Origin of the sequence: Anaerococcus lactolyticus ATCC 51172 (genome assembly GCF_000156575.1) — a bacterium.
GTDB lineage: Bacteria > Bacillota > Clostridia > Tissierellales > Peptoniphilaceae > Anaerococcus > Anaerococcus lactolyticus.
The window spans coordinates 25,623-44,849 of record NZ_GG666046.1; the positions used below are offsets into that span (position 1 = coordinate 25,623).

A 19,227-nucleotide genomic window follows, 5' to 3' on the forward strand; every position below is an offset into this window, starting at 1 on the left:
ATATAAAGGAGAATAATATGAAAAAGAAAATTTTGTCATTATTAACAGCATTCGCCATGGTATTTGGTATCCTAGTAGCACCATTTACGACTGCTAGTGCAAACAATGCAAACGAACCTGGTGCTCACAAAACAAAAGTGTTAATTCATAAGATACTTATGCAAGAGCACAATTGGAATGCGAAAAAAGTAACACTTACAACAACAGCTGAACCAAAAACAAGTGAGTCAAAAGTAATCGTTAAAAAAGGTGAAGGTGATTCTGCTAAGTATTACGATGCGAAAAACATGAATTCAGAATTAAGTGCTGATAATGAATTTGTAAAAGGCTTCAAAGGCGAACCAGTAGATAACAAAAAAGCTGTAGCTAAAGAAGTATTCCCTGGCCTAACAGGTCTTGATGGAACTGAGTTCAAGGGTCAAAAATTAACTGTTGGAGAATATTTCGGTTCTGATTCAAAACCAATTAATGGTGTAGCTTTCAGAATATTTGAAGTTTACACTGGTAAAGACTCAAACCCATCCGGTTATACACTTGGTTCTGAGCTTATGACAACATATAAGCTTGCTACAAATGACCTTGAAAGTACAAAATACTATAAACTTGTGACCGAAGGTGCTACTGATGGAGTATTCACAACAGCAAGAGTTGATAATGAAGACGGTATAGCAACAGCAAGTCTAGCTGATGGAACATACAGAATAGTTGAAGATAAAGCAAAATCAACCTATAAAGGTGAAAATGGTGAAACTCTAACAGGTAGGAAAGCTGTACCATTTACCTTAGTTCTACCAATAGGTAAACCAGATGGTTCTGGTAACTACAGCGAAACTGAACCATTAAACCTATATCCAAAGAATACAGAGAAAAAAGTAAAATTTGATAAGAACTTCGCTAAAGAAAACGGACTAGAAAAAATCACTGATAAAAATACTTTGAAAGATGTTGGAGCAGTTTTTGATAACTACAACAAAGAAAAAGCAAATGCTAAAGGTGAAATCGGTAAAGAAATTAAGTACGAAGCTAAAGCGTTCTTACCAAAAGGATCTGTTTTTACAAAACTACATTTAGCAGATTCTATGGATGGTGGTCTTGAATACGACTCTAAGAAAGGTGTTACTGTAGCAGTAAATCCTACATTAAACCCTGCATTAGACGCAACCAGTGACTATACTGTAAAAACAATTGGTAATGGATTCGATATTACTTTCAATCAAACAGGTATTGATAAGTTAAACAAAGCAGCAGAAACTTCTGATGTTAATATTACATTCACATACTCTGCAAAAGTAACAGCAAAGGCTGTTAATGATAGACCAATGGACAACCACGCAACTATCACATACAACCACACACCACCAGCTCCATCAAGTGAAACAGTAAAACCTAAAGATGGTGAAATTACAGTTTCAAAAACATGGGCAGATGGAACAGCTCCTACAGGAGTTAAGGTTAAATATGTATTATTAGATGAAAATAATAATGCATTAGCTGATGTTACATTTACAGATAAATCAACTGTTGACCAAACTGACTTAGGACATGGAATAACTTTTGAAAAAACTGGTGACTTCGCTGGTAAATTCAAATTTAAAAATGAAGAAGATAAAGCAAAACAATATAAAATAAAAGAAATTGTTGATGGTTATGAACCAGAATATGTAGTTGATAATAACAGTGGTAAAGTAACCGTTAATAACAAGAAAACTCCAGACTCAATCACACCAACACCTCCACAAGTAACAGTAGGTGGTAAGAAATTTGTAAAAGTTGATTCTGAAACAGGTGATAGACTAGCAGGAGCACAATTCGTAATAGAAAATAACAATACTTCTGATGCTACAAATAATGGAAAATATCTAAAGATTAACGCAGATACAAGTTCAACAGCATATACAACAGCAGCAAAAGCTTATGATGACGCTATAAAAGCTGTTAATGATGCTCTAGCAAAAGGTGCTATTTCTGCAACAAACAAAGTAAAAATTGTAACAGATGAATTTGATACAAAAGATAAAGCGCTAGCAAAAGTTGCAGAACTTCAAAAAACTAGAGATAAAGAATTTGTCAAAGCAAAACTAAATTATACATGGGTTCAAAGTAAAGATGAAGCTACACAATTCTATACAAACAAAGATGGTCAATTTGAAGTAACAGGTCTTGCATATGGTGACTACAGAGCAGTCGAAATTAAGGCAGCTCCAGGTTATGCTCTTGACACAAACCCAGAAAACTTTAAATTTACAGTAGCTGATGGTTCATACACAGGACCAGCTCAAGGTGTAACAGCAGAACACATTCAATACGACGCTACAAATGGAAACGACAATAATAAAGCTCAAAAGATTGTGAACAAGAAAGTAACTATCCCAGAAACAGGTGGTATTGGTTCTCTAATCTTCATCGTAGCAGGTCTAGCAATAATGACAGGCGCATTCATAGCCTACAAAAAATCTCAAGCTGTTGAAGCTTAATAGGATTTAAGATTAGAAAATCGCAAAATTGACGATGAAAAAAGTAGACATCAGTTCACTAATCTTCATCGTTGCAGGTCTTGGTCTCCACGAGGCGACGGCCTAGTTCATGATAGGCGCATGTCTCCACGAGCCGACGGGCTTGTCGCCTACAAAAAATCTCAAGCTGTTGAAGCTTAAGTAAAAAAACAAAGAATAAATCTTAATCGCTAGTACGGGGATTGAGATCATAAGAAAAGAGGAGAATTTTCTCCTCTTTTTTTAGTGTTTTTTTATTTTGGATGGTTATAATTTATTGAGAATGGTATTTTTCCATAAAGCTTATTGTTAATAATTTTTAATAGAGATTGGATAAAAAAAGTAAGTGGTGTAGGGTATGAACTTTTGTTTTAATGTAATAGGTTGGGGATGGCTTTGGTGGGCGTTTTTAGTTTTTTCCATGTGGGTTTCATTTTATAATATTTCAGATTTCAATTTTTGGGTATAAGTATAGGGAGAATGATTAAAGGAGGGGTTATGGATTTTATTGAACTTGCTGGGGAGCGTTTTTCGTGCAAGAGTTATGATGGCAGGAAGGTGCCGGAGGATAAGCTTGGGCTTATTTTGGAGGCGGCTCGTTTGGCTCCGACTGCAAAAAATTTGCAAAATTATCTTATTTATATAGCGGAGTCTGAGGAGGCTCTTAATAAGGTGGATGAGGTGACTCCTTGTCGCTACGGGGCTAGCACTGTGCTTATCCTTACCTATGATGAGTCTAAAGTTTTCACTTATCCTGGTGGCAAGTATGATTCTGGTTTTGAGGATACTGCTATTGTTGCAAGCCATATTATTCTTGCAGCCCAAAGTGTGGGTGTGGATTCTTGTTGGATTAATAATATCGATCCTGATGAGGTTAAGAAAGTTTTTAATCTTTCTGATGATGAGGTTGTAGTTTGCCTTATTGACTTAGGTTTTAGGGCTGAGGGTGCAGGCCCACTAGCCAACCACCATAAGAGAAGAAGTGTTGATGAGATAGGGAGATATATTTAGGATATTTGTTAGAAACCGAGGGGGATATATTTCTTATATTATCCACGAGTCTATGATTTACGGGATTCCTCCTCTCGACTACGCTCGAGGCAAACTATCTGTCGGAATGACAAATGGGGAAAAAAGTAACATTTAGCACTCACTTGTGTCATTGTGAAGGAGCTAAGCGACTGAAGAATCCCATAAGGGAAATACCTCACAAACGCAGAAGTCCCTCGCTTATCTAATGGCAATTTTTGGGCAAAAAAATAGGGCTAATGAAAATTAGCTCCAGAGTGTAGACAAATTCAATTATAAATAGATAGTAATTTTGCTAATCCCTAATTTATGGGATTCTTCCTCACTTCGTTCGTCAGAATGACATGAATATAGGACTTTGTTGATTGTCTGAAGCTAATTAAAAATTAGCTCATAGTTTCAATAAAAAAGCCCCCAAGATTTAACTTGGGAGCTTTTCTTTATGCTTGTATTACATCAAGGGCAGCTTTTTCTATGGTTTCTACTTCTGCTCTTGCCTTGCTATTTATTAATCCTTTTTTTGTTTCTAGGACTTGTGATTCTATAATCTTATCCATTGCAGCGCTCACGTCTGCGTCTTTGTAGGTGTCTTTTGCTTGATCTATTGTAACAGTTCTTTGAGTGTTGTTTGCATCTTTGAAGTATAATTTCAATTTTTTGCTATTTGTATTTTTCATTCGCTATTCCTCCTTAATTTACTGATCCGCTGTAGACTTCTTCTTCGTTGGCCTTATAGATTGAGTAGGCAATCTTGTTGTCTTTTCCGTTGACTAGGGAAAGGTAGGCCGCAGCAAATTTCATTAAATTATCATTTGTACTTTTTTCGTTGACTTGAATAAAAGTCTTTGTGTAGGTTTTGTTGGCAGAGCCTTCATTACCCTTAATCTCGAATTTGATTTTAATTTTCATAGTATCTCCTTATTGTTTTATTATCGGCGCCGTAATAGTAAGTAGTAAACTTTCCAAAATTGTCCCTATCATCTTGACAATATTATAAAATATGATACAATATTCATATGAATAGTTGTTCATATGAAAAGATATAGAAGTGAAAAGAGGTGTGAATGAAGGTAGATATAGGTAAGATTTCGGACAATGACCTTAGTGACTTGGCTGACCTTTTCAAAATTTTTTCTGACTCGACTAGGATGAGGATTATGTATAGGCTTTTTGATGGGCCTGTGAGTGTAGGCGACATTGCCGAAAGTCTTGATATGAGTCAATCAGCCATTAGCCACCAACTTAGAAACTTGAAGAAGAATAAGCTTGTTAAAAGCGAAAGGGATGGCAAGTCCATCATGTATTCACTTCTTGATGAGCACGTAAAATTAATTATTAAAATTGGCCTAGAACACGTTTGTGAATAATAAGGAGGAAGTATGAAAAAGAAATATACAATTGAAGGTCTTGATTGCGCCAACTGTGCAGCAAAAATTGAGGAAGCTTTAGGAAAATTAGACGGAGTAGAAAGTGCGACAGTGTCATTTTTATCTGAAAAGGTGAAGTTTGACCTTAGAGATGATGTCGACCTTGATAAGCTACTTGCAAAGGCAAATGAAATAGCTGATAAGATTGAACCAGGATCAAAAATTTTGGTGGACTAGATGCTAAAATCAATAACAAATGACCATAAGCAAACTTTTTTAAAGCTTGTTTTGATTGTCATTCTTAGCTTTGCCCTTCAATATTTTGCTTCGCACATTGCTTGGGTTAATGGCTATATCCTAAAATTATGGTTTTTGGGGCTCTATCTTCTTGCAGCCTGGGATGTCCTTAAGGAAGCCTTTGAGGGTTTAAGACGTGGGAAGGCCTTGGATGAGAATTTCCTTATGACCATTGCCACAGTGACTGCCTTTGTCATTGGCGACTACCTTGAGGCTATTGCTGTTATGGTTTTCTATGGTTTTGGAGAACTTTTTGAAGAGATTGCAACCCATTCTTCTAAGGAAAATATCAAGGGGCTTTTGGACCTAGTGCCAGACCTAGCCAATAGGGTCCTAGAAGATGGCACAGTTGAAGAAATCGACCTTGATGATGTAGAAGTAGGCGATATTTTGATGGTGCGTGATGGGGAAAAAGTAGGTGTGGACGGACTTATAGTCGAGGGAGTCGCCTTGGTTGACACATCTTCTGTCACAGGTGAGTCCATGCCTGTGGAAGTGAAAGCTGGGGATGAGATAATTTCCTCATCAATCATAACCCAGGGCATAATAAAGTACGAAGCTACCAAGGAATTTGACGATTCTGTTGCGGCAAAAATTATCGAGCTTATCGAAGATTCCCACATGTCAAAATCTCAAAGCGAAAGACTTATTACTAGATTTGCCAAGGTCTACACCCCAATAGTGGTTGGCTTTGCCATTCTGCTTGCCATAGTGCCACCACTTTTGATGGGAGGAGCTTGGTCAGATTATCTTTTAAGGTCTGCCACTTTCTTGGTCCTATCCTGCCCTTGCGCCCTAGTCTTGTCAGTCCCACTTTCCTTTATGTCGGGCCTAGGCCTTGCTAGCAAGGAAGGGATTTTGATTAAGGGAAGCCAATATTTTGAGGAACTAATATCAGCAGATATCCTTCTTACAGACAAGACAGGCACCCTTACTACAGGCGAATTTGTTGTAAAGGACATAGAATTTTTAGCAGACTACGATAGAGAAAGGGCACTCGATTATATCTATAATATCGAGAAGCTATCAACCCACCCAATCGCTAGAGGAATTGTAAATTCTATGGATAGGATGGAAAATCCAGACCTCTTTGAATCAGTTGATAACAAGAGTGGTTTGGGAGTAGTAGCTATAACAAAGACCGGGGAAGAAGTTAAGATTGGATCAGCAAGATTTATTGGTATAGAAAATGACCAAGTGAGAGCCGTTTATCTAGGCGTTGATGGTAGGGCGATTGCCAGGGTCATTATAGAAGACGAAATTAAAAAAGACAGCAAGAATACAATACAAAGTCTTAAAAAAGATTTCAAAAAAATTGCCATAGTATCGGGCGATGCAAAAGGCCCAGTAAAAGACTTGGCAGAAGAGCTAGACCTTACAGATTATTATGCTGAGCTTATGCCAAAGGATAAGCTAGATGTAATGAAAGATTTTAAGGCCAAGGGCCACAAGGTGGTCTTTGTAGGTGACGGTATCAATGATGCCCCAGTACTTAAAAATGCAAATGTGGGCATATCCATGGGCGAAACAGCCTCAGACCTTGCCATAGAATCATCTGACATCCTTGTAGCCAACGGGGAGTTTAGTCAGCTGGCAAAACTTATGAAGATAGCAAATCTTACAAACTCTACAGTTATGCAAAACATATTTTTCATCATGACTGTTAAAATTGCTATTCTTATTCTTGGCCTCTTGGGTATAGCATCAATGTGGCTAGCTATTTTTGGCGATGTAGGAGTATCAATAATTTCCATAATATGGGCGATGAGAATCCTAAAAATAAAATTATAAGGCAAAAGGAACAAGGCGAAAGGCTTTGTTCCTTTATTTTTTTTTGTTCATTTTGCCTAACAAAAAAACCAAAGCCGGTTGACTTTGGTTTTGATTTATGCTAATAATTCACTGTATTCTTCAGGGCCTTTTCTCATTTTCATTGGGTCTTTGAAGAAGTCTTTTTCTAGTTTCACTAGGACTGGAGCTAGCCTCCATATGGCGTAGAGGTTTGGCAGAGCCATCAGACCGTTTAGGATATTTGACACTGTCCAGGCAAGGCCTAGGTCCATATTTGCTCCAACAAAGACGAAGATGACATAGACAATCCTGTAGTATTTTTTGATTCCCTCTCCAAAAAGATAGGAACTAGCAAGTTCGCCGTAGTAGGCCCAACCCAAGATGGTTGAGAAGGCAAATAAGCTGATACCCAAGGATAGGATTAAGCCACCGATTGAAGATGTGGAAGCGAAGGCGCTAGCTACAAGGCTTCTTGCATCTACTCCTACTGACCTGTCGACCCCAGTGGTCAAGATTACTAGGGCTGTCAGACTACAAATAATCATTGTGTCTACAAAAACTTCGGTCATTCCCCAGAGACCTTGGCGAATTGGGTGGTCTGTGGCAGCTGATGCGTGGGCCATTGGTGAAGAACCAAGACCTGCTTCATTGGTAAAAACACCCCTAGCTACACCGGCAGAAATAACTGATCTAACTGTTATACCTGCCACTCCTCCAGCCACACTCATTGGTGCAAAAGCTCCAACAAAGATTGACTCGATTGCAGGGATGAGGTTGGCACGATTTAGAAAAATTATCCAAATTGATCCAAGGATGTAAAACAATGACATGAAGGGTACAAGTTTTCCTGTGACCTTGCTAATTGTGGAAATACCACCAACTATAACTATGCCTGCAAAGATACTCAAAACCAAACCGGTAACGAGGGTGCTTACGCCAAAATTATCTCTCAAAACCCCAGCTATGGCGTTTGATTGGGTAGAATTTCCAATCCCAAAAACGGCTATTGATGCGAAAAGTGCAAAGGCCTTGGCAAGCTTTTTGTTCTTTAGTCCCTTTTCTATGTAGTACATCGGACCACCGACAAAAGAGCCAGACCTTTTTTCCCTATAGGCAAGGGCAAGGGTTACTTCAGCAAACTTGGTAGCCATACCAAAGATAGCAGCGACCCACATCCAGAAAATGGCACCAGGTCCTCCCATGATTATGGCAAGGGATACACCTACGATATTGCCAGTACCAACTGTGGCGGCAAGGGCTGTAGCAAGGGCAGAAAAAGGTGAAATATCACCATCAGCCTCATCATTTTCTGCAAAAATTCTGCCAAGGGTATGCTTTAGGGCAAAACCCAACTTCCTAAACTGGACTCCCTTAAGCCTTATACTCATATATATACCGGTGCCCATTATACCTAAAATAAGGGGCAGACCCCATAAGAAGTCATTAAAACTCTCTATAATCTCTCTCATAATATCTTCCTTAAAAATGTTATTTTATTATTTTATTCTAATACTTATTAATTACAAATCACTTTTTAAATTTTTTTCAAAAAAAATTAAAAAACAACTCCCAACTGAGAGTTGTTTTGCTTTATCACTTATTACTGAAACCTCTTAAGCCCATTGTCAATCAGCCTTTCAACTGCATAGCCCACCCCTGATTGGAGGTTGGACTTGGTGATGAACTTGGCGTGGGCCTTAAGCTCTGGCACTGAATTTGCCATAGCCACAGGGAAACCTGTTTGTTCAAGCATAGGTATGTCGTTTTTTTCGTTGCCTATGGACATGATTTCATCAGCGCTAATCCCTAGCCTTGCTGCCATTTGCCTTACAGCGTGGCCCTTGTTGGCAGTCTTATTCATCACTTCTATCAAAAATGGAGCTGTTTGGACGGCGTAATAATTTTCTGAAACTTCCTTAGGCATATTCGCCAAAACCTGCTTGATACTAGCCCTAGACCCCAAAATCAAAAATCTGCCGAAACGCATATCCTCTGGGAAATCTTTGTAATTAACAGTAGTAAGAGTTAGGCTATTAATAACGGCATCCATCTGGGTATAGATACTTGGATTTTTGTGTCTGGTATAAAAACCAACATCGTCCATAGCAGACACTTGAACATCAAAATCTGCCATAAGCTCATCAAGTCTGATCAAGTCTTCTACTGTTTGGTAGGAGCCAGCGATTGGTTTTTTTGTAGCATTGTCTACTATGTAAGACCCATTTTGGCACACAGAAAAATGGCCTTCTTCCATGAGTCCAAGCCTTTCTATGTATCTTTCCATAGAGTGAAAAGGCCTGCCAGAAGCAAGGGCGATGTGCACGCCAAGGTCCCTCACCCTGTCAATTTCTTTTATATTTTTTTGAGTTAATCTCTTAAGTGGAGTGACCAAGGTCCCATCCACGTCAATAGTAATTAATTTAATCATAATCTTATTATACTATTTATTTCCTTTTCGTCCGAAAAGAGGGAAAAATTTTTTCTACATGGACAAATAAAAAAGGCTTAACTTTAAGCCTTGCCTTTTTTTATACCAAGCCCTTTTGGTCTTTTTTCATAAATTTTAATTTGTTTTTGTCTTCTTCAAGCCTTGCTAAGACTTTGTCTAAATTTCTTAGGCTCTTGGCGACGTCAAATTTTTTGTATCTCATCTTGCTTCTAAGAGCGATGTCATCAATGATGCCTGTCACCTTGCCGGCTTCTGCCATCCTGGAAGGCAGCCTCAATGATCTGGCTAGGTTTTCGTCATAGACTAGGAGGTCGCTTTCTAGGTCTAGCATAGCTTGTTGGACTTTATTTATGAGTGAGTTTAGCTTGTCAGTTCTTTTTTTTCTGATGAAGTCACCTAAAATATTTCCTCTGAGCCAATCTGATGTTGAGTAGGCATATTGGTTGTCCATGTTTTTCATAGCAAGCTTGACCATGGCCCTCACTTGTCTTACCCTTCTTATCATCTTGTTGGTTCTTACTATTCTTAAATCTATATCCACAATTTTATTTTCCATTTTTTCCTCCATAACCTTAGTCTTTATTATTATATACCCATTTTTCAAAATTGACCTTAATTTTATGATTAGTATAGTTTATATATAAATATAGAAATGAGGATTATATGGCAGAAATACTATTTTATAATACACACCTTGCGAAAGACTACGATAAATTTAAGGAAATTTGTAATGAAAATGACGTTGATATAATAGAAGTTGGTCAAGATCATGTAGACCATTATGTAGGCTACCTTTTGGGCCTTGATGGTTTTTCTGAAGAGAAAAAAGCTGGTATCAACGAGAGCATAAATATTGACTTTGACTTTGTTTTATTTTCTAATTTCGACCATGAAAAGATGTTTAAGGTTATGGACGAGCTTAGAAATAGTGGGGCAAGTGTCCAACACAAGGCTGGGACAACACAAAATAATGTGACATGGTCTTTGAGGGAGCTTTTGATCGAAAATGACAAGGAAGCAAGGACTATGGGCCTTATTAACAAGATTAATATCCAACTAGAGAAGGCCTCAAGCCTTAAGCAAGCCTATGGGGAAGATGCCAAAACCAAGGAGCTAATAGAAGAAATCAAGGGATTTTTCCAAGATGCTTCGATATTTTCTATAGACAAGGCCAAGGACTACTACCTAAAACTCATGGACGAGAATATAAGGGTAGAAAATGAAAACAAATAGGAAGTAAGAGTGGTACTAAGGTGCCACTTTTCTTTTTGAAATTTTAATTATTTTCCTATCCTAAGGTATGTAAGCTTATAATAAAGAAGGAAAGGCTTGCAAATTTTTTCTTGAAAATTAATAAGACCTCTTTAAAATAAATACAAAAAAAGGTATAAATATAAATAAAGAACTAAGTTTTTTATTATAAGAGGTGAAAAAATGATTATAGGAATACCAAAAGAATTAAAAGACCAAGAGTCAAGAGTTGCTGCAGTACCAGGTGCTGTTGCCGACCTTGTTAAAAATGGAATAGAAGTGCTTGTTGAAGCGGGGGCGGGTGTAGGCTCTGGCATATCCGATTCTGACTACAAAGAAGCAGGTGCCAAGGTCCTTGATTCTGCGGCTGATGTTTGGGAAAAATCCGACATCATCTATAAGGTCAAAGAGCCTCTCAAAGATGAATATAAATACTTAAGAGAAGGTCTCATCATTTATTGCTACCTCCACTTAGCTGGCAACGAAGAGCTACTTGACGAGCTTTTGAAGAAAAAAGTCACAGCTATTGGTTTTGAGACAGTAATAAAAGATGGCAAACTCCCACTTCTTCGCCCAATGTCAGAAATCGCTGGCAGGATGGCAGTCCAAGAGGGAGCAAGATATTTAACCAAGCCTGAAGGTGGTAGGGGGATTCTTCTCCAAGGTGTGCCAGGTGTGAGACCTGCTAATGTTGTAATAGTCGGTGCAGGTACTGTTGGCACAGCTGCGACCCGTATCGCTGTTGGTATGGGAGCTAGGGTTACAGTCCTAGATGTGAATATTGATGCCCTAACAAGCCTTCACAATATTTTCCCAGACAAGATTGAAACTCTCTATTCTAACCCACTAAATATTGACGAAGCAGTAAGTGGGGCAGACCTTGTTATATCCACAGTCCTAATCCCAGGTAGACGTGCACCACAACTTGTAAAGGTAGACACAGTTAAGAAGATGAAGGAAGGATCTGTCGTAGTCGATGTTGCTATCGACCAAGGTGGTTCAACAGACATCACAAAAGATCACGCTACCAGCCACACCCATCCAGTATTCAAAGAATATGGCGTTACCTTCTATGCAGTAGGCAACATCCCAGGAGCAGTCGCAATGACTTCTACCTACGCCTTATCCAATGCCACAACTGTCTACGCTAAGGCGCTTGGCAAGTACGGTTTTAAGGGAGCAATTGAAAAATTCCCAGAGCTTGCGACCGGTATCAACACCCACAAGGGCGAGGTTACAATCGAATCTGTAGCCAAAGATACAGGCCATGAATGTAAGGCTCTTGAAATCTAAAAAAAGACTAGCTTTGTTAAGATGAAAGTCATCTAAAAAACTACCAGCCAAATAGCCAATTCCCTAGAGTGAGGGGTTGATTATCGCTGGTAGTTTTTTTATTCAAATATTTCTAAATATTTGCCGTAGCCTTCTTCTTTTAGCTTATTTTTTGGGATAAAACGAAGGGCAGCTCCATTTATGCAATATCTAAGGCCGGTTGCTTCTTTGGGACCATCTGGGAAAACATGGCCGAGGTGGCTATCTGCTTCCTTGCTTCTGACTTCGATTCTTTTTCGCATGAGCCTAAAGTCATCCTTTTCTGTAAGGTCGGTGCCATCAATAGGTTTGGTAAAGGAAGGCCAACCACAGCCTGCATTAAACTTATCTTTTGAAGAAAAAAGTGGCTCGCCAGAGACTATATCAACATAAATCCCATCTTCATAAAAATTGTCATATTCAGATGAAAATGGCATTTCTGTGCCACTTTCTTGGGTCACTTCATATTGAATATCAGTTAAGATTTTTTTCAAATCGTCTTTATTGTATTTACTCATAAAATTTTCCTCCTGTTTTTAATTCATACCCAAAATTATCTACAAAACCCAAGTCATGGCAATAAAATTCGGTATAATAATAAAAAACCCTAGTAAAGGAGAAAAACATGACAATGACAATACAAAAAAGCGGAAAAACTGGTCCAGACCTCGCTTTTGCAATAAACGCCAAGGTAAAACAAGCCCAAGCCAAGTTTGGCAAGGCAAATGTAATTAACGCTGTTCTTGGCACCCTAGCCGATGATGAGGGAAATATAATCGCCCTCGATTCCTTCTATAAAAGACTTGAAACCATGGATAGGGGGCTTATCGCGTCCTACGCCCCAATAGAAGGGGAAAAGACCTTTAGAGATACAGTAATAAACCTACTTTTTGAGGACTATAGGCCAGATGCCTATATCGAAGCTGTATCCACACCGGGGGGCACAGGGGCTATTAGAAATGGGATATTTGCCTATGCTGACATTGGCGATCCCGTTATTTGCCACGATTATTTTTGGCAACCCTACCAAAAGATGTGCAGGGAATTTGACAGAGACTTTAGGACCTATAATTTTTTCACCAAAGATTTTAAATTTGACCTTGCTTCCTACAAAAAATGTCAAGATGAGGCCCTAAAAGAGCACGATCGTTTGGTTTCTATAATCAATTCTCCAGGCAATAACCCAACCGGCTATTCGCTTTCCGATGAGGAATGGGATAAGGTTTTGGAAATTTCAAAAGAGGCTGTTGCTAGGGGCAAGAAAATTACCCTCCTTATAGATGTGGCCTACATAGAATTTGCAGGAGATGGCGAGCAAAAGAAGTTTTTCAATAAATTTTCAAAGCTTCCAGAAAATCTCATGGTCTTAGTTGCCTTTTCCATGTCCAAGGCCTACACAGCCTATGGTCTAAGAAGTGGGGCTGTGATTGGGATTTCAAGCTATAAGCAAGTCATTGAAGAATTTAAGGATGCCATGGCGACTTCTGCTAGGGTGAATTGGTCAAACGGAGTTCACGCTCCTCAGCTAATCCTAGTTGACCTAGCCAAGGAAGAAAATAAGGGAAAATACGACAAGGAGCTGGCGTCTTTAAAGGCTATGCTAAAGGAAAGGGCAGATGTCTTTGTAGGTGAAGCAGCCAAGCATAACTTGGAAATCATCCCATACTTCGGTGGATTTTTCGCCTTTGTACCAACAGCTAGGGCCTTTGAAATAACAGAAAATTTGGAAAAAGAAAATATCTTCACCATCCCATCAGCCAAGGGAATAAGAATCGCTCTTTGCGCTACAAACAAGGCAGATGTAGTGAAATTAGTGGAGAGAATTGCCTTTTACATGAATAAATAAATTCTTATTTCGTCTTACTCTTGAAATAAAAAAACATCTTAGTATATTATAACTAGGAGTTAGCACTCAAACATAATGACTGCTAACACAACCCAAAGCTATCATTATTTTATTTTCAATAGGAGGAAATAATATGAATTTAAAACCAATCGGAGACAGGATTGTAATAAAAAAAGCTGAAGCAGAAAAAACTACAGCATCTGGAATAGTTCTTCCAGAAAGTGCTCAAGAAAAGCCACAATACGCAGAAGTAGTTGCTATAAGCACTGACATAGAAAATGACGAAAAGAAAAAAGGTTCGCTAAAAGTTGGCGATAAGGTTATTTATTCTCAATACGCTGGCACAGATGTAAAACTTGATGGTGAAAAATTTATCGTAGTTAAGTACAACGACATCTTGGCAGTAGTAGAAGGTTAAGGAGGAAAAAATGGCAAAAGATATTAAATTCGGTACAGACGCTAGAGAAGGTCTCGAAAGAGGTATAGATAAACTTGCAAATGCAGTAAGGGTTACCCTAGGACCAAAGGGTAGAAACGTAGTTTTAGATAAGGCTTATGGTGCCCCAACTATCACAAACGACGGTGTTACAATTGCAAATGACATCGAACTAGAAGACAGGTTTGAAAATATGGGAGCTCAACTTGTAAAAGAAGTAGCAACCAAAACCAATGACGTAGCAGGAGACGGTACAACAACAGCAACAGTCCTTGCCTACTCAATCATCAAAGAAGGTCTTAAGAACCTTGCAGCAGGTGCCAACCCAATCGTATTAAACAAGGGACTAAAAAAAGCTACAGACATAGTAGTTGACTATATCAAGGAAAATTCAAAAGAAGTTGAAGATAAACAAGCTATAGAAAACGTAGGTTCAATTTCTTCCCAAGACCACGCCATTGGTAAGCTAATCGCTGATGCTATGGAAAAGGTAGGAAATGACGGAGTTATAACAGTAGAAGAATCAAAGACAACTGGCACCTACCTTGATCTTGTAGAAGGTATGCAATTTGACAGGGGCTACCTATCACCTTACATGGCAACAGACAATGAAAAGATGATAGCAGAACTTGCAGACCCATACATCCTTTTAACAGACAAAAAGATATCAAACATCCAGGAAGTCCTTCCACTCCTTGAACAAATCGTTCAAGAATCAAGACCACTTCTAATCATAGCTGACGATGTAGATGGCGAAGCTCTCACAACCCTTATCCTAAACAAATTAAGGGGCACCTTCAACGTAGTAGCAGTAAAAGCACCAGGCTATGGTGACAGAAGAAAGGCTATGCTTGAAGATATAGCCATCCTAACAGGTGGTAAGGTAATAAGTGAAGATTTAGGCATGGACCTAAAAGAAGCCACAATCGACATGCTAGGATCTGCTAAGAAAGTAAAAGTAGACAAAGACAACACAACAATCGTAGAAGGCAAAGGCGACAAGGAAGCCCTTGCTGAAAGAGTAGAAAATATCAGAAACCAAGTAGCCAAAGAAGAAAGCGAATACGAAAAAGAAAAACTTCAAGAAAGACTAGCCAAACTTGCAGGTGGTGTAGCAGTAATAAACGTAGGTGCAGCCACAGAAACAGAAATGCAAGAGAAAAAATACAGAATTGAAGATGCCCTATCAGCAACCAGAGCAGCTGTAGAAGAAGGTATAGTCGCAGGTGGTGGAGTAGTCCTAATAGGAGCAATCGAAAAGGTAGAAGAACTTAGAGAAAAATTGATTGGCGACGAAAAAACAGGCGCCCTAATCATAGAAAAAGCCCTAGAAGCACCACTAAGACAAATAGTAGAAAACGCAGGCCTAGACGGATCTGTAATAGTAGAAAAAGTTAAAAACTCTGGCAAAGAAGAAGGCTACGACGCCTATGAAAACAAATTCGTAAATATGTTCGAAGCAGGAATCGTAGAACCAACCAAGGTAACCAGATCAGCCCTCCAAAACGCAGTAAGCGTAGCAGGCATGATACTCACAACAGAAGCCGCAGTAGCTGATATTCCAAAAGCAGAACCAGCTATGCCAGCCCCACAAATGCCAATGTATTAAGCAAGGCTGTCCGCCTCGTTGAGGACCCTCCATGGAATGGTTCGCAGCGAAGCGAGAGAGAAAATTGTTGAAAAGTTCTTTCTTGTTAGTATAATGATTGTAACCAAGAAGGATAATATAAGCCCATGTGGGCACAAAAAAACCAGGAGTTGCACCTCCTGGTTTTTAATATTTGGCTAGTTATCGCCTTTGCGTCCGTCTAGCCATTTGCAGACGTAGTAACCAACAATTTCTGCCATGACGGATATTAAGAAGGATAATATAATCTCCATGCAAACACCTCCCTTCTGTTACCAGAATGGATGCGATAACATATGTATTATATCATATTTAATTCTAAACATAAACACAAAAAAGACGAGCGTGCAGGCCCGTCTTTTTTAGGTTGAGACCATGCTAATTTTTTCTAGAACTCATGGTTACTATCAATATACCCACTACCTCTAAATTTTCAACATTAGTCGGTTTTGAGCTATAGCATTGAAATTTTGTAATGGGTGTTAAGTATAAAAATAAAAGAGTATAATAGTCATGTTATCATCGCTCTCATTAGCATGAGAGGAGGTGAGACCATGCGATTGTTACTTGACATCATTTTTGCTGTTGTAATACAAATAATTGGTAACTATTTGTATAAGTGGCTAGAGAGCAAATTAAATAAAGATGATAACTAGCACACAAAAAGACGAGCCCTAAGCTCGTCTTTTTAGTTGGTAACACCATGCAGTTACTTGACATCATGGTTACTATTAATATACCCACTTTCTGTGGATTTTCAACATTAGTAATTCCTACTTATATTTTTCCCTATTAGCCTTCAAAACTTTTTCGGAATGTTTTAGTCTTGATAGTTCTTCTTCATTTAGTTTAAGCTCGATTGCCTTTTCCATGCCGTCTTTGCCTAGGACACATGGGGTGGATAGGTAGATATCATCAAGACCGTACATGCCTTCCATAAGGGTGGCTACAAGGATGACTTTTTTTCTGTCGTTGACTATGGCGTCAATCATGGAGCAGACTGTGTTTCCTATCCCACATTGGGTGTGGCCCTTGCCGTCTATTACCCTCCAAGCCCTTTCTCTTACGAGGTTTTCCACGTCATCTCTTGAAAAGCTTGCTGGGTTTTGTTTTAGATATTCCTCAAAGGTTAGGTTGTTGATAAAGATATTTGACCAGGCAACAAATTGGCTTTCGCCATGTTCACCAAGTACAACTCCCCTCACATCTGCTGGGTCAATTTCTAAAAGCTTGCATAAGGTGGTATTAAGCCTTGTAGTATCAAGGGCAGTACCAGATCCGATGACCCTTTCTTTTGGAAAACCACTTGCCCTGTAGACCAAGTCTGCCATGAGGTCGCAAGGATTGCCCACAACTATAAAGATGCCCTTAAAACCTGCTTTTACAATTTCCTTAACATAGGCTTCTGTGGCGTCTTTGAACATCTCGTATTCTTCAAGTCTGTCACGCACGCCATCAAGACTGCCTGTGGCTGTGACGATTATGTCCCTATCTGCCATATCCTTGTAGGATCCCCAGCTCATTTTTACATAGTGTGGGTAAAAGCTTGACGCATCCTCAATATCCATGGCTTGGGCCTTGGCCCTTTCTTCGATAATATCATTGTATTTTATGTCAGAAGCTATGCCCATTCTTGCGGCTGTGTAGCCAACTGCAAAACCAACAGCTCCTGCACCGATTATTCCTAATTTCATATTTTCACCTCAAAAATATTATAACTCAGAAATGAAAAATTCCTAATAAACTCCCCTCATAAAAAGATTCTATAAAAAAATTCGCGAGCTTCTTTACAAATCGTTTTATCTGTTATATAATATATATAACGCATAGGACAAAGGAGGACTTATGTTTTTAGAAATTGATTTTAAATCTGACTTGCCAATCTATGAGCAAATCAGAAGGGGAATTATAATCGGCCTCGCCAATGGCCAAATAAATCCAGGTGACAAACTACCTTCTGTGAGGGAGATGGCGGAAAACATCGGAATCAACCTCCACACTGTCAACAAGGCCTACAAGCTTTTGGAAGCCGATGGGGTTCTTACTATGGATCGCAGGTACGGCAGCCTCATTAGCGAGGAAAAAAACGCCATGAAGGACTTTGACGCCGACAAAATTTCTGGCGAACTAGACTACTTGCTTGCCATTTGCAAGTTAAAGGGTCTAAAGAAGGAAGACTTTATAAATCATATCAATAAAAAATGGGAGAATAAAAATGACTGAAGCAAGATTTATCGCAATAAATTATACATTTGTCCTTATACTGGTTGGTATAATTCAGGTCTTTGTTCAGACTTTTTCTAAAAAAGGCTACACACTTGGAGTATCAGTCCCAAAAGATGTGACAGAGACAGAAACCATGAAGCAAATTTTAATAGATTATAAGATAATGGCCCTAACAATGACCATTTTCCTAGGTCTTGGTCAATATTTTTTGTCTTATGTCACAAAATCAGTGGGATTTTTGACACTTTTCTTTTTTATAAGTCTAGGTCTTCTTTCCCTACCACTTATTATTTATAACAAGAATTTAAAAAACATGACCAAGGGACTTAGCCAAGATAAGAGGAAAATCATCGTTATCGACAACAATGAAGGCAAGGCAGACTTAAGGAAAATAATGGCCATATTCTACGGAGCATCCCTTTTACTAATAATATTGGTAAGCCTATTTTTGTTTATAAATTACGATAAAATTGGAAATCAAATCATTATGCAGACTGATTTTGAGGGCAAGGTCACAAGGATGGGTGATAAAACCTACCTTAATGTCTTTTATCCAAGTCTCATAAGCCTTGCTAGCCTTGCCATGTTTTATTATATAAACCTCATGGTTATCAAGGTTAGACCAAGAATTTCAAAGGAAAATCCAGAAAAATCTTTGGCGAATAATAGAAAAGCCAAGAAGATTTGGACCTATTACATAGGCATAAATGCCTTTGTCATGACCTTACTTTTTGAAGTCGGAGTTAATTTCCTAGCCCTAAAAAATACTAACCTTCCTTTATATATCCTAACCATTATTACAATCATATTGTCAATCGGAGGCGTGATATACCTTGGCATCAAGGTCGGCACTGACGGTTCAAGACTTGATAAGATGGAAGACTTTTCCTTTGAGGAAGATGACAAGTATTGGATTTTGGGAGCTGGTTTTTACAATAATCCCGATGACCCAGCAATTTTTGTGCCAAAAAGAATTGGAGTTGGCTATACAATAAATATCGGAAGACCCGCAGGTAAAGTTATTATGATTCTTACAGCCCTTATAATCATATTTTCTATAGTTTCTATGTTTATTTTTAACTAGACAAGCTCCCTTCAATAGCAA

At 38.6% G+C, this 19,227-nt stretch carries 19 protein-coding genes; 12 read left to right on the forward strand and 7 right to left on the reverse strand.

From position 1 onward, the window contains the following. Positions 1-17 precede the first annotated feature (17 nt). Together HMPREF0072_RS04735 and HMPREF0072_RS04740 are read left to right on the forward strand one after the other, a co-directional pair. Positions 18-2,474, forward strand: a complete 2,457-nt coding sequence (locus HMPREF0072_RS04735) for a pilin N-terminal domain-containing protein (RefSeq protein WP_004827787.1) — start codon at positions 18-20, stop codon at positions 2,472-2,474. A gap of 516 nt (positions 2,475-2,990) precedes the next feature. Then, the gene (locus tag HMPREF0072_RS04740; RefSeq protein WP_039931153.1) at positions 2,991-3,503 is read left to right on the forward strand and encodes a nitroreductase family protein; all 513 of its coding nucleotides are present in this window, start codon (positions 2,991-2,993) and stop codon (positions 3,501-3,503) included. Between the two features lie 458 nt (positions 3,504-3,961). On the opposite strand, the gene HMPREF0072_RS04745 is transcribed toward HMPREF0072_RS04740, so the two are convergent. Both HMPREF0072_RS04745 and HMPREF0072_RS04750 read right to left on the reverse strand, forming a co-directional pair. Continuing rightward, positions 3,962-4,198, reverse strand: a complete 237-nt coding sequence (locus HMPREF0072_RS04745) for a DUF2922 domain-containing protein (RefSeq protein ID WP_004827790.1) — start codon at positions 4,196-4,198, stop codon at positions 3,962-3,964. Positions 4,199-4,211: 13 nt separating this feature from the next. Next, positions 4,212-4,430, reverse strand: coding sequence for a hypothetical protein (locus HMPREF0072_RS04750; RefSeq protein WP_004827792.1), 219 nt, complete (start codon positions 4,428-4,430; stop codon positions 4,212-4,214). A gap of 155 nt (positions 4,431-4,585) precedes the next feature. Between HMPREF0072_RS04750 and HMPREF0072_RS04755 the strand changes: the two genes are divergently transcribed. Genes HMPREF0072_RS04755 through HMPREF0072_RS04765 form a run of 3 tightly spaced genes read left to right on the forward strand, consistent with a single transcriptional unit; the run spans position 4,586 to position 6,976 of the window. Next, positions 4,586-4,888 (forward strand): ArsR/SmtB family transcription factor, encoded by a 303-nt coding sequence (locus tag HMPREF0072_RS04755; protein WP_004827794.1) that lies wholly within the window; start codon positions 4,586-4,588, stop codon positions 4,886-4,888. Between the two features lie 12 nt (positions 4,889-4,900). Beyond that, entirely contained in the window at positions 4,901-5,125 is a 225-nt protein-coding gene (locus HMPREF0072_RS04760; protein WP_004827796.1) for a heavy-metal-associated domain-containing protein, read from the forward strand. After that, positions 5,126-6,976 (forward strand): heavy metal translocating P-type ATPase, encoded by a 1,851-nt coding sequence (locus HMPREF0072_RS04765; RefSeq protein ID WP_004827798.1) that lies wholly within the window; start codon positions 5,126-5,128, stop codon positions 6,974-6,976. A 95-nt stretch (positions 6,977-7,071) separates the two neighbouring features. Here HMPREF0072_RS04765 and HMPREF0072_RS04770 read toward each other — a convergent pair whose 3' ends face one another. The 3 genes from HMPREF0072_RS04770 to HMPREF0072_RS04780 all read right to left on the reverse strand — a co-directional run bounded on the left by HMPREF0072_RS04770 (position 7,072) and on the right by HMPREF0072_RS04780 (position 9,981). Then, complete coding sequence (locus tag HMPREF0072_RS04770) at positions 7,072-8,445, reverse strand: alanine/glycine:cation symporter family protein (RefSeq protein ID WP_004827801.1); 1,374 nt, start codon at positions 8,443-8,445, stop codon at positions 7,072-7,074. Between the two features lie 131 nt (positions 8,446-8,576). Beyond that, positions 8,577-9,404 carry a Cof-type HAD-IIB family hydrolase gene (locus tag HMPREF0072_RS04775; protein WP_004827802.1) on the reverse strand — a complete coding sequence of 276 codons (828 nt, stop codon included), beginning with the start codon at positions 9,402-9,404 and terminating at the stop codon, positions 8,577-8,579. Between the two features lie 100 nt (positions 9,405-9,504). Continuing rightward, entirely contained in the window at positions 9,505-9,981 is a 477-nt protein-coding gene (locus HMPREF0072_RS04780) for a hypothetical protein (protein ID WP_039931156.1), read from the reverse strand. 107 nt (positions 9,982-10,088) lie between these two features. Here HMPREF0072_RS04780 and HMPREF0072_RS04785 point away from each other — a divergent pair, with 107 nt between their 5' ends. Next, on the forward strand, positions 10,089-10,658 hold the full coding sequence (locus HMPREF0072_RS04785; RefSeq protein WP_004827807.1) for a DUF3783 domain-containing protein: 570 nt from the start codon (positions 10,089-10,091) through the stop codon (positions 10,656-10,658). Between the two features lie 201 nt (positions 10,659-10,859). Continuing rightward, a complete protein-coding gene (gene ald / locus HMPREF0072_RS04790) occupies positions 10,860-11,969 on the forward strand; it encodes an alanine dehydrogenase (RefSeq protein WP_004827808.1) in 1,110 nt (369 codons plus the stop codon). A 98-nt stretch (positions 11,970-12,067) separates the two neighbouring features. On the opposite strand, the gene msrB is transcribed toward ald, so the two are convergent. Further along, entirely contained in the window at positions 12,068-12,505 is a 438-nt protein-coding gene (msrB, locus tag HMPREF0072_RS04795; protein ID WP_004827811.1) for a peptide-methionine (R)-S-oxide reductase MsrB, read from the reverse strand. Between the two features lie 107 nt (positions 12,506-12,612). Between msrB and HMPREF0072_RS04800 the strand changes: the two genes are divergently transcribed. The 3 genes from HMPREF0072_RS04800 to groL all read left to right on the forward strand — a co-directional run bounded on the left by HMPREF0072_RS04800 (position 12,613) and on the right by groL (position 15,878). Further along, positions 12,613-13,833, forward strand: coding sequence for a pyridoxal phosphate-dependent aminotransferase (locus tag HMPREF0072_RS04800; protein WP_004827812.1), 1,221 nt, complete (start codon positions 12,613-12,615; stop codon positions 13,831-13,833). Positions 13,834-13,966: 133 nt separating this feature from the next. After that, entirely contained in the window at positions 13,967-14,251 is a 285-nt protein-coding gene (locus HMPREF0072_RS04805; RefSeq protein ID WP_004827814.1) for a co-chaperone GroES, read from the forward strand. A gap of 10 nt (positions 14,252-14,261) precedes the next feature. Beyond that, on the forward strand, positions 14,262-15,878 hold the full coding sequence (gene groL, locus HMPREF0072_RS04810) for a chaperonin GroEL (protein ID WP_004827815.1): 1,617 nt from the start codon (positions 14,262-14,264) through the stop codon (positions 15,876-15,878). Positions 15,879-16,669: 791 nt separating this feature from the next. Here groL and HMPREF0072_RS04815 read toward each other — a convergent pair. Continuing rightward, a complete protein-coding gene (locus HMPREF0072_RS04815; RefSeq protein ID WP_004827818.1) occupies positions 16,670-17,590 on the reverse strand; it encodes a lactate/malate family dehydrogenase in 921 nt (306 codons plus the stop codon). A gap of 151 nt (positions 17,591-17,741) precedes the next feature. Between HMPREF0072_RS04815 and HMPREF0072_RS04820 the strand changes: the two genes are divergently transcribed. Together HMPREF0072_RS04820 and HMPREF0072_RS04825 are read left to right on the forward strand one after the other, a co-directional pair. Next, positions 17,742-18,119, forward strand: a complete 378-nt coding sequence (locus HMPREF0072_RS04820; protein WP_004827820.1) for a GntR family transcriptional regulator — start codon at positions 17,742-17,744, stop codon at positions 18,117-18,119. Then, complete coding sequence (locus HMPREF0072_RS04825) at positions 18,112-19,206, forward strand: DUF5808 domain-containing protein (protein ID WP_004827822.1); 1,095 nt, start codon at positions 18,112-18,114, stop codon at positions 19,204-19,206. Before HMPREF0072_RS04820 ends, HMPREF0072_RS04825 begins: the two co-directional genes overlap by 8 nt. Positions 19,207-19,227 lie beyond the last annotated feature (21 nt).

Excerpts from the sequence above, each read along its gene's own strand:
- HMPREF0072_RS04735 (WP_004827787.1), top strand. The coding sequence starts at position 18 with ATGAAAAAGAAAATTTTGTCATTATTAACAGCATTCGCCATGGTATTT.
- HMPREF0072_RS04740 (WP_039931153.1), top strand. The coding sequence starts at position 2,991 with ATGGATTTTATTGAACTTGCTGGGGAGCGTTTTTCGTGCAAGAGTTAT.
- HMPREF0072_RS04745 (WP_004827790.1), bottom strand. The coding sequence starts at position 4,198 with ATGAAAAATACAAATAGCAAAAAATTGAAATTATACTTCAAAGATGCA.
- HMPREF0072_RS04750 (WP_004827792.1), bottom strand. The coding sequence starts at position 4,430 with ATGAAAATTAAAATCAAATTCGAGATTAAGGGTAATGAAGGCTCTGCC.
- HMPREF0072_RS04755 (WP_004827794.1), top strand. The coding sequence starts at position 4,586 with ATGAAGGTAGATATAGGTAAGATTTCGGACAATGACCTTAGTGACTTG.
- HMPREF0072_RS04760 (WP_004827796.1), top strand. The coding sequence starts at position 4,901 with ATGAAAAAGAAATATACAATTGAAGGTCTTGATTGCGCCAACTGTGCA.
- HMPREF0072_RS04765 (WP_004827798.1), top strand. The coding sequence starts at position 5,126 with ATGCTAAAATCAATAACAAATGACCATAAGCAAACTTTTTTAAAGCTT.
- HMPREF0072_RS04770 (WP_004827801.1), bottom strand. The coding sequence starts at position 8,445 with ATGAGAGAGATTATAGAGAGTTTTAATGACTTCTTATGGGGTCTGCCC.
- HMPREF0072_RS04775 (WP_004827802.1), bottom strand. The coding sequence starts at position 9,404 with ATGATTAAATTAATTACTATTGACGTGGATGGGACCTTGGTCACTCCA.
- HMPREF0072_RS04780 (WP_039931156.1), bottom strand. The coding sequence starts at position 9,981 with ATGGAAAATAAAATTGTGGATATAGATTTAAGAATAGTAAGAACCAAC.
- HMPREF0072_RS04785 (WP_004827807.1), top strand. The coding sequence starts at position 10,089 with ATGGCAGAAATACTATTTTATAATACACACCTTGCGAAAGACTACGAT.
- ald (WP_004827808.1), top strand. The coding sequence starts at position 10,860 with ATGATTATAGGAATACCAAAAGAATTAAAAGACCAAGAGTCAAGAGTT.
- msrB (WP_004827811.1), bottom strand. The coding sequence starts at position 12,505 with ATGAGTAAATACAATAAAGACGATTTGAAAAAAATCTTAACTGATATT.
- HMPREF0072_RS04800 (WP_004827812.1), top strand. The coding sequence starts at position 12,613 with ATGACAATGACAATACAAAAAAGCGGAAAAACTGGTCCAGACCTCGCT.
- HMPREF0072_RS04805 (WP_004827814.1), top strand. The coding sequence starts at position 13,967 with ATGAATTTAAAACCAATCGGAGACAGGATTGTAATAAAAAAAGCTGAA.
- groL (WP_004827815.1), top strand. The coding sequence starts at position 14,262 with ATGGCAAAAGATATTAAATTCGGTACAGACGCTAGAGAAGGTCTCGAA.
- HMPREF0072_RS04815 (WP_004827818.1), bottom strand. The coding sequence starts at position 17,590 with ATGAAATTAGGAATAATCGGTGCAGGAGCTGTTGGTTTTGCAGTTGGC.
- HMPREF0072_RS04820 (WP_004827820.1), top strand. The coding sequence starts at position 17,742 with ATGTTTTTAGAAATTGATTTTAAATCTGACTTGCCAATCTATGAGCAA.
- HMPREF0072_RS04825 (WP_004827822.1), top strand. The coding sequence starts at position 18,112 with ATGACTGAAGCAAGATTTATCGCAATAAATTATACATTTGTCCTTATA.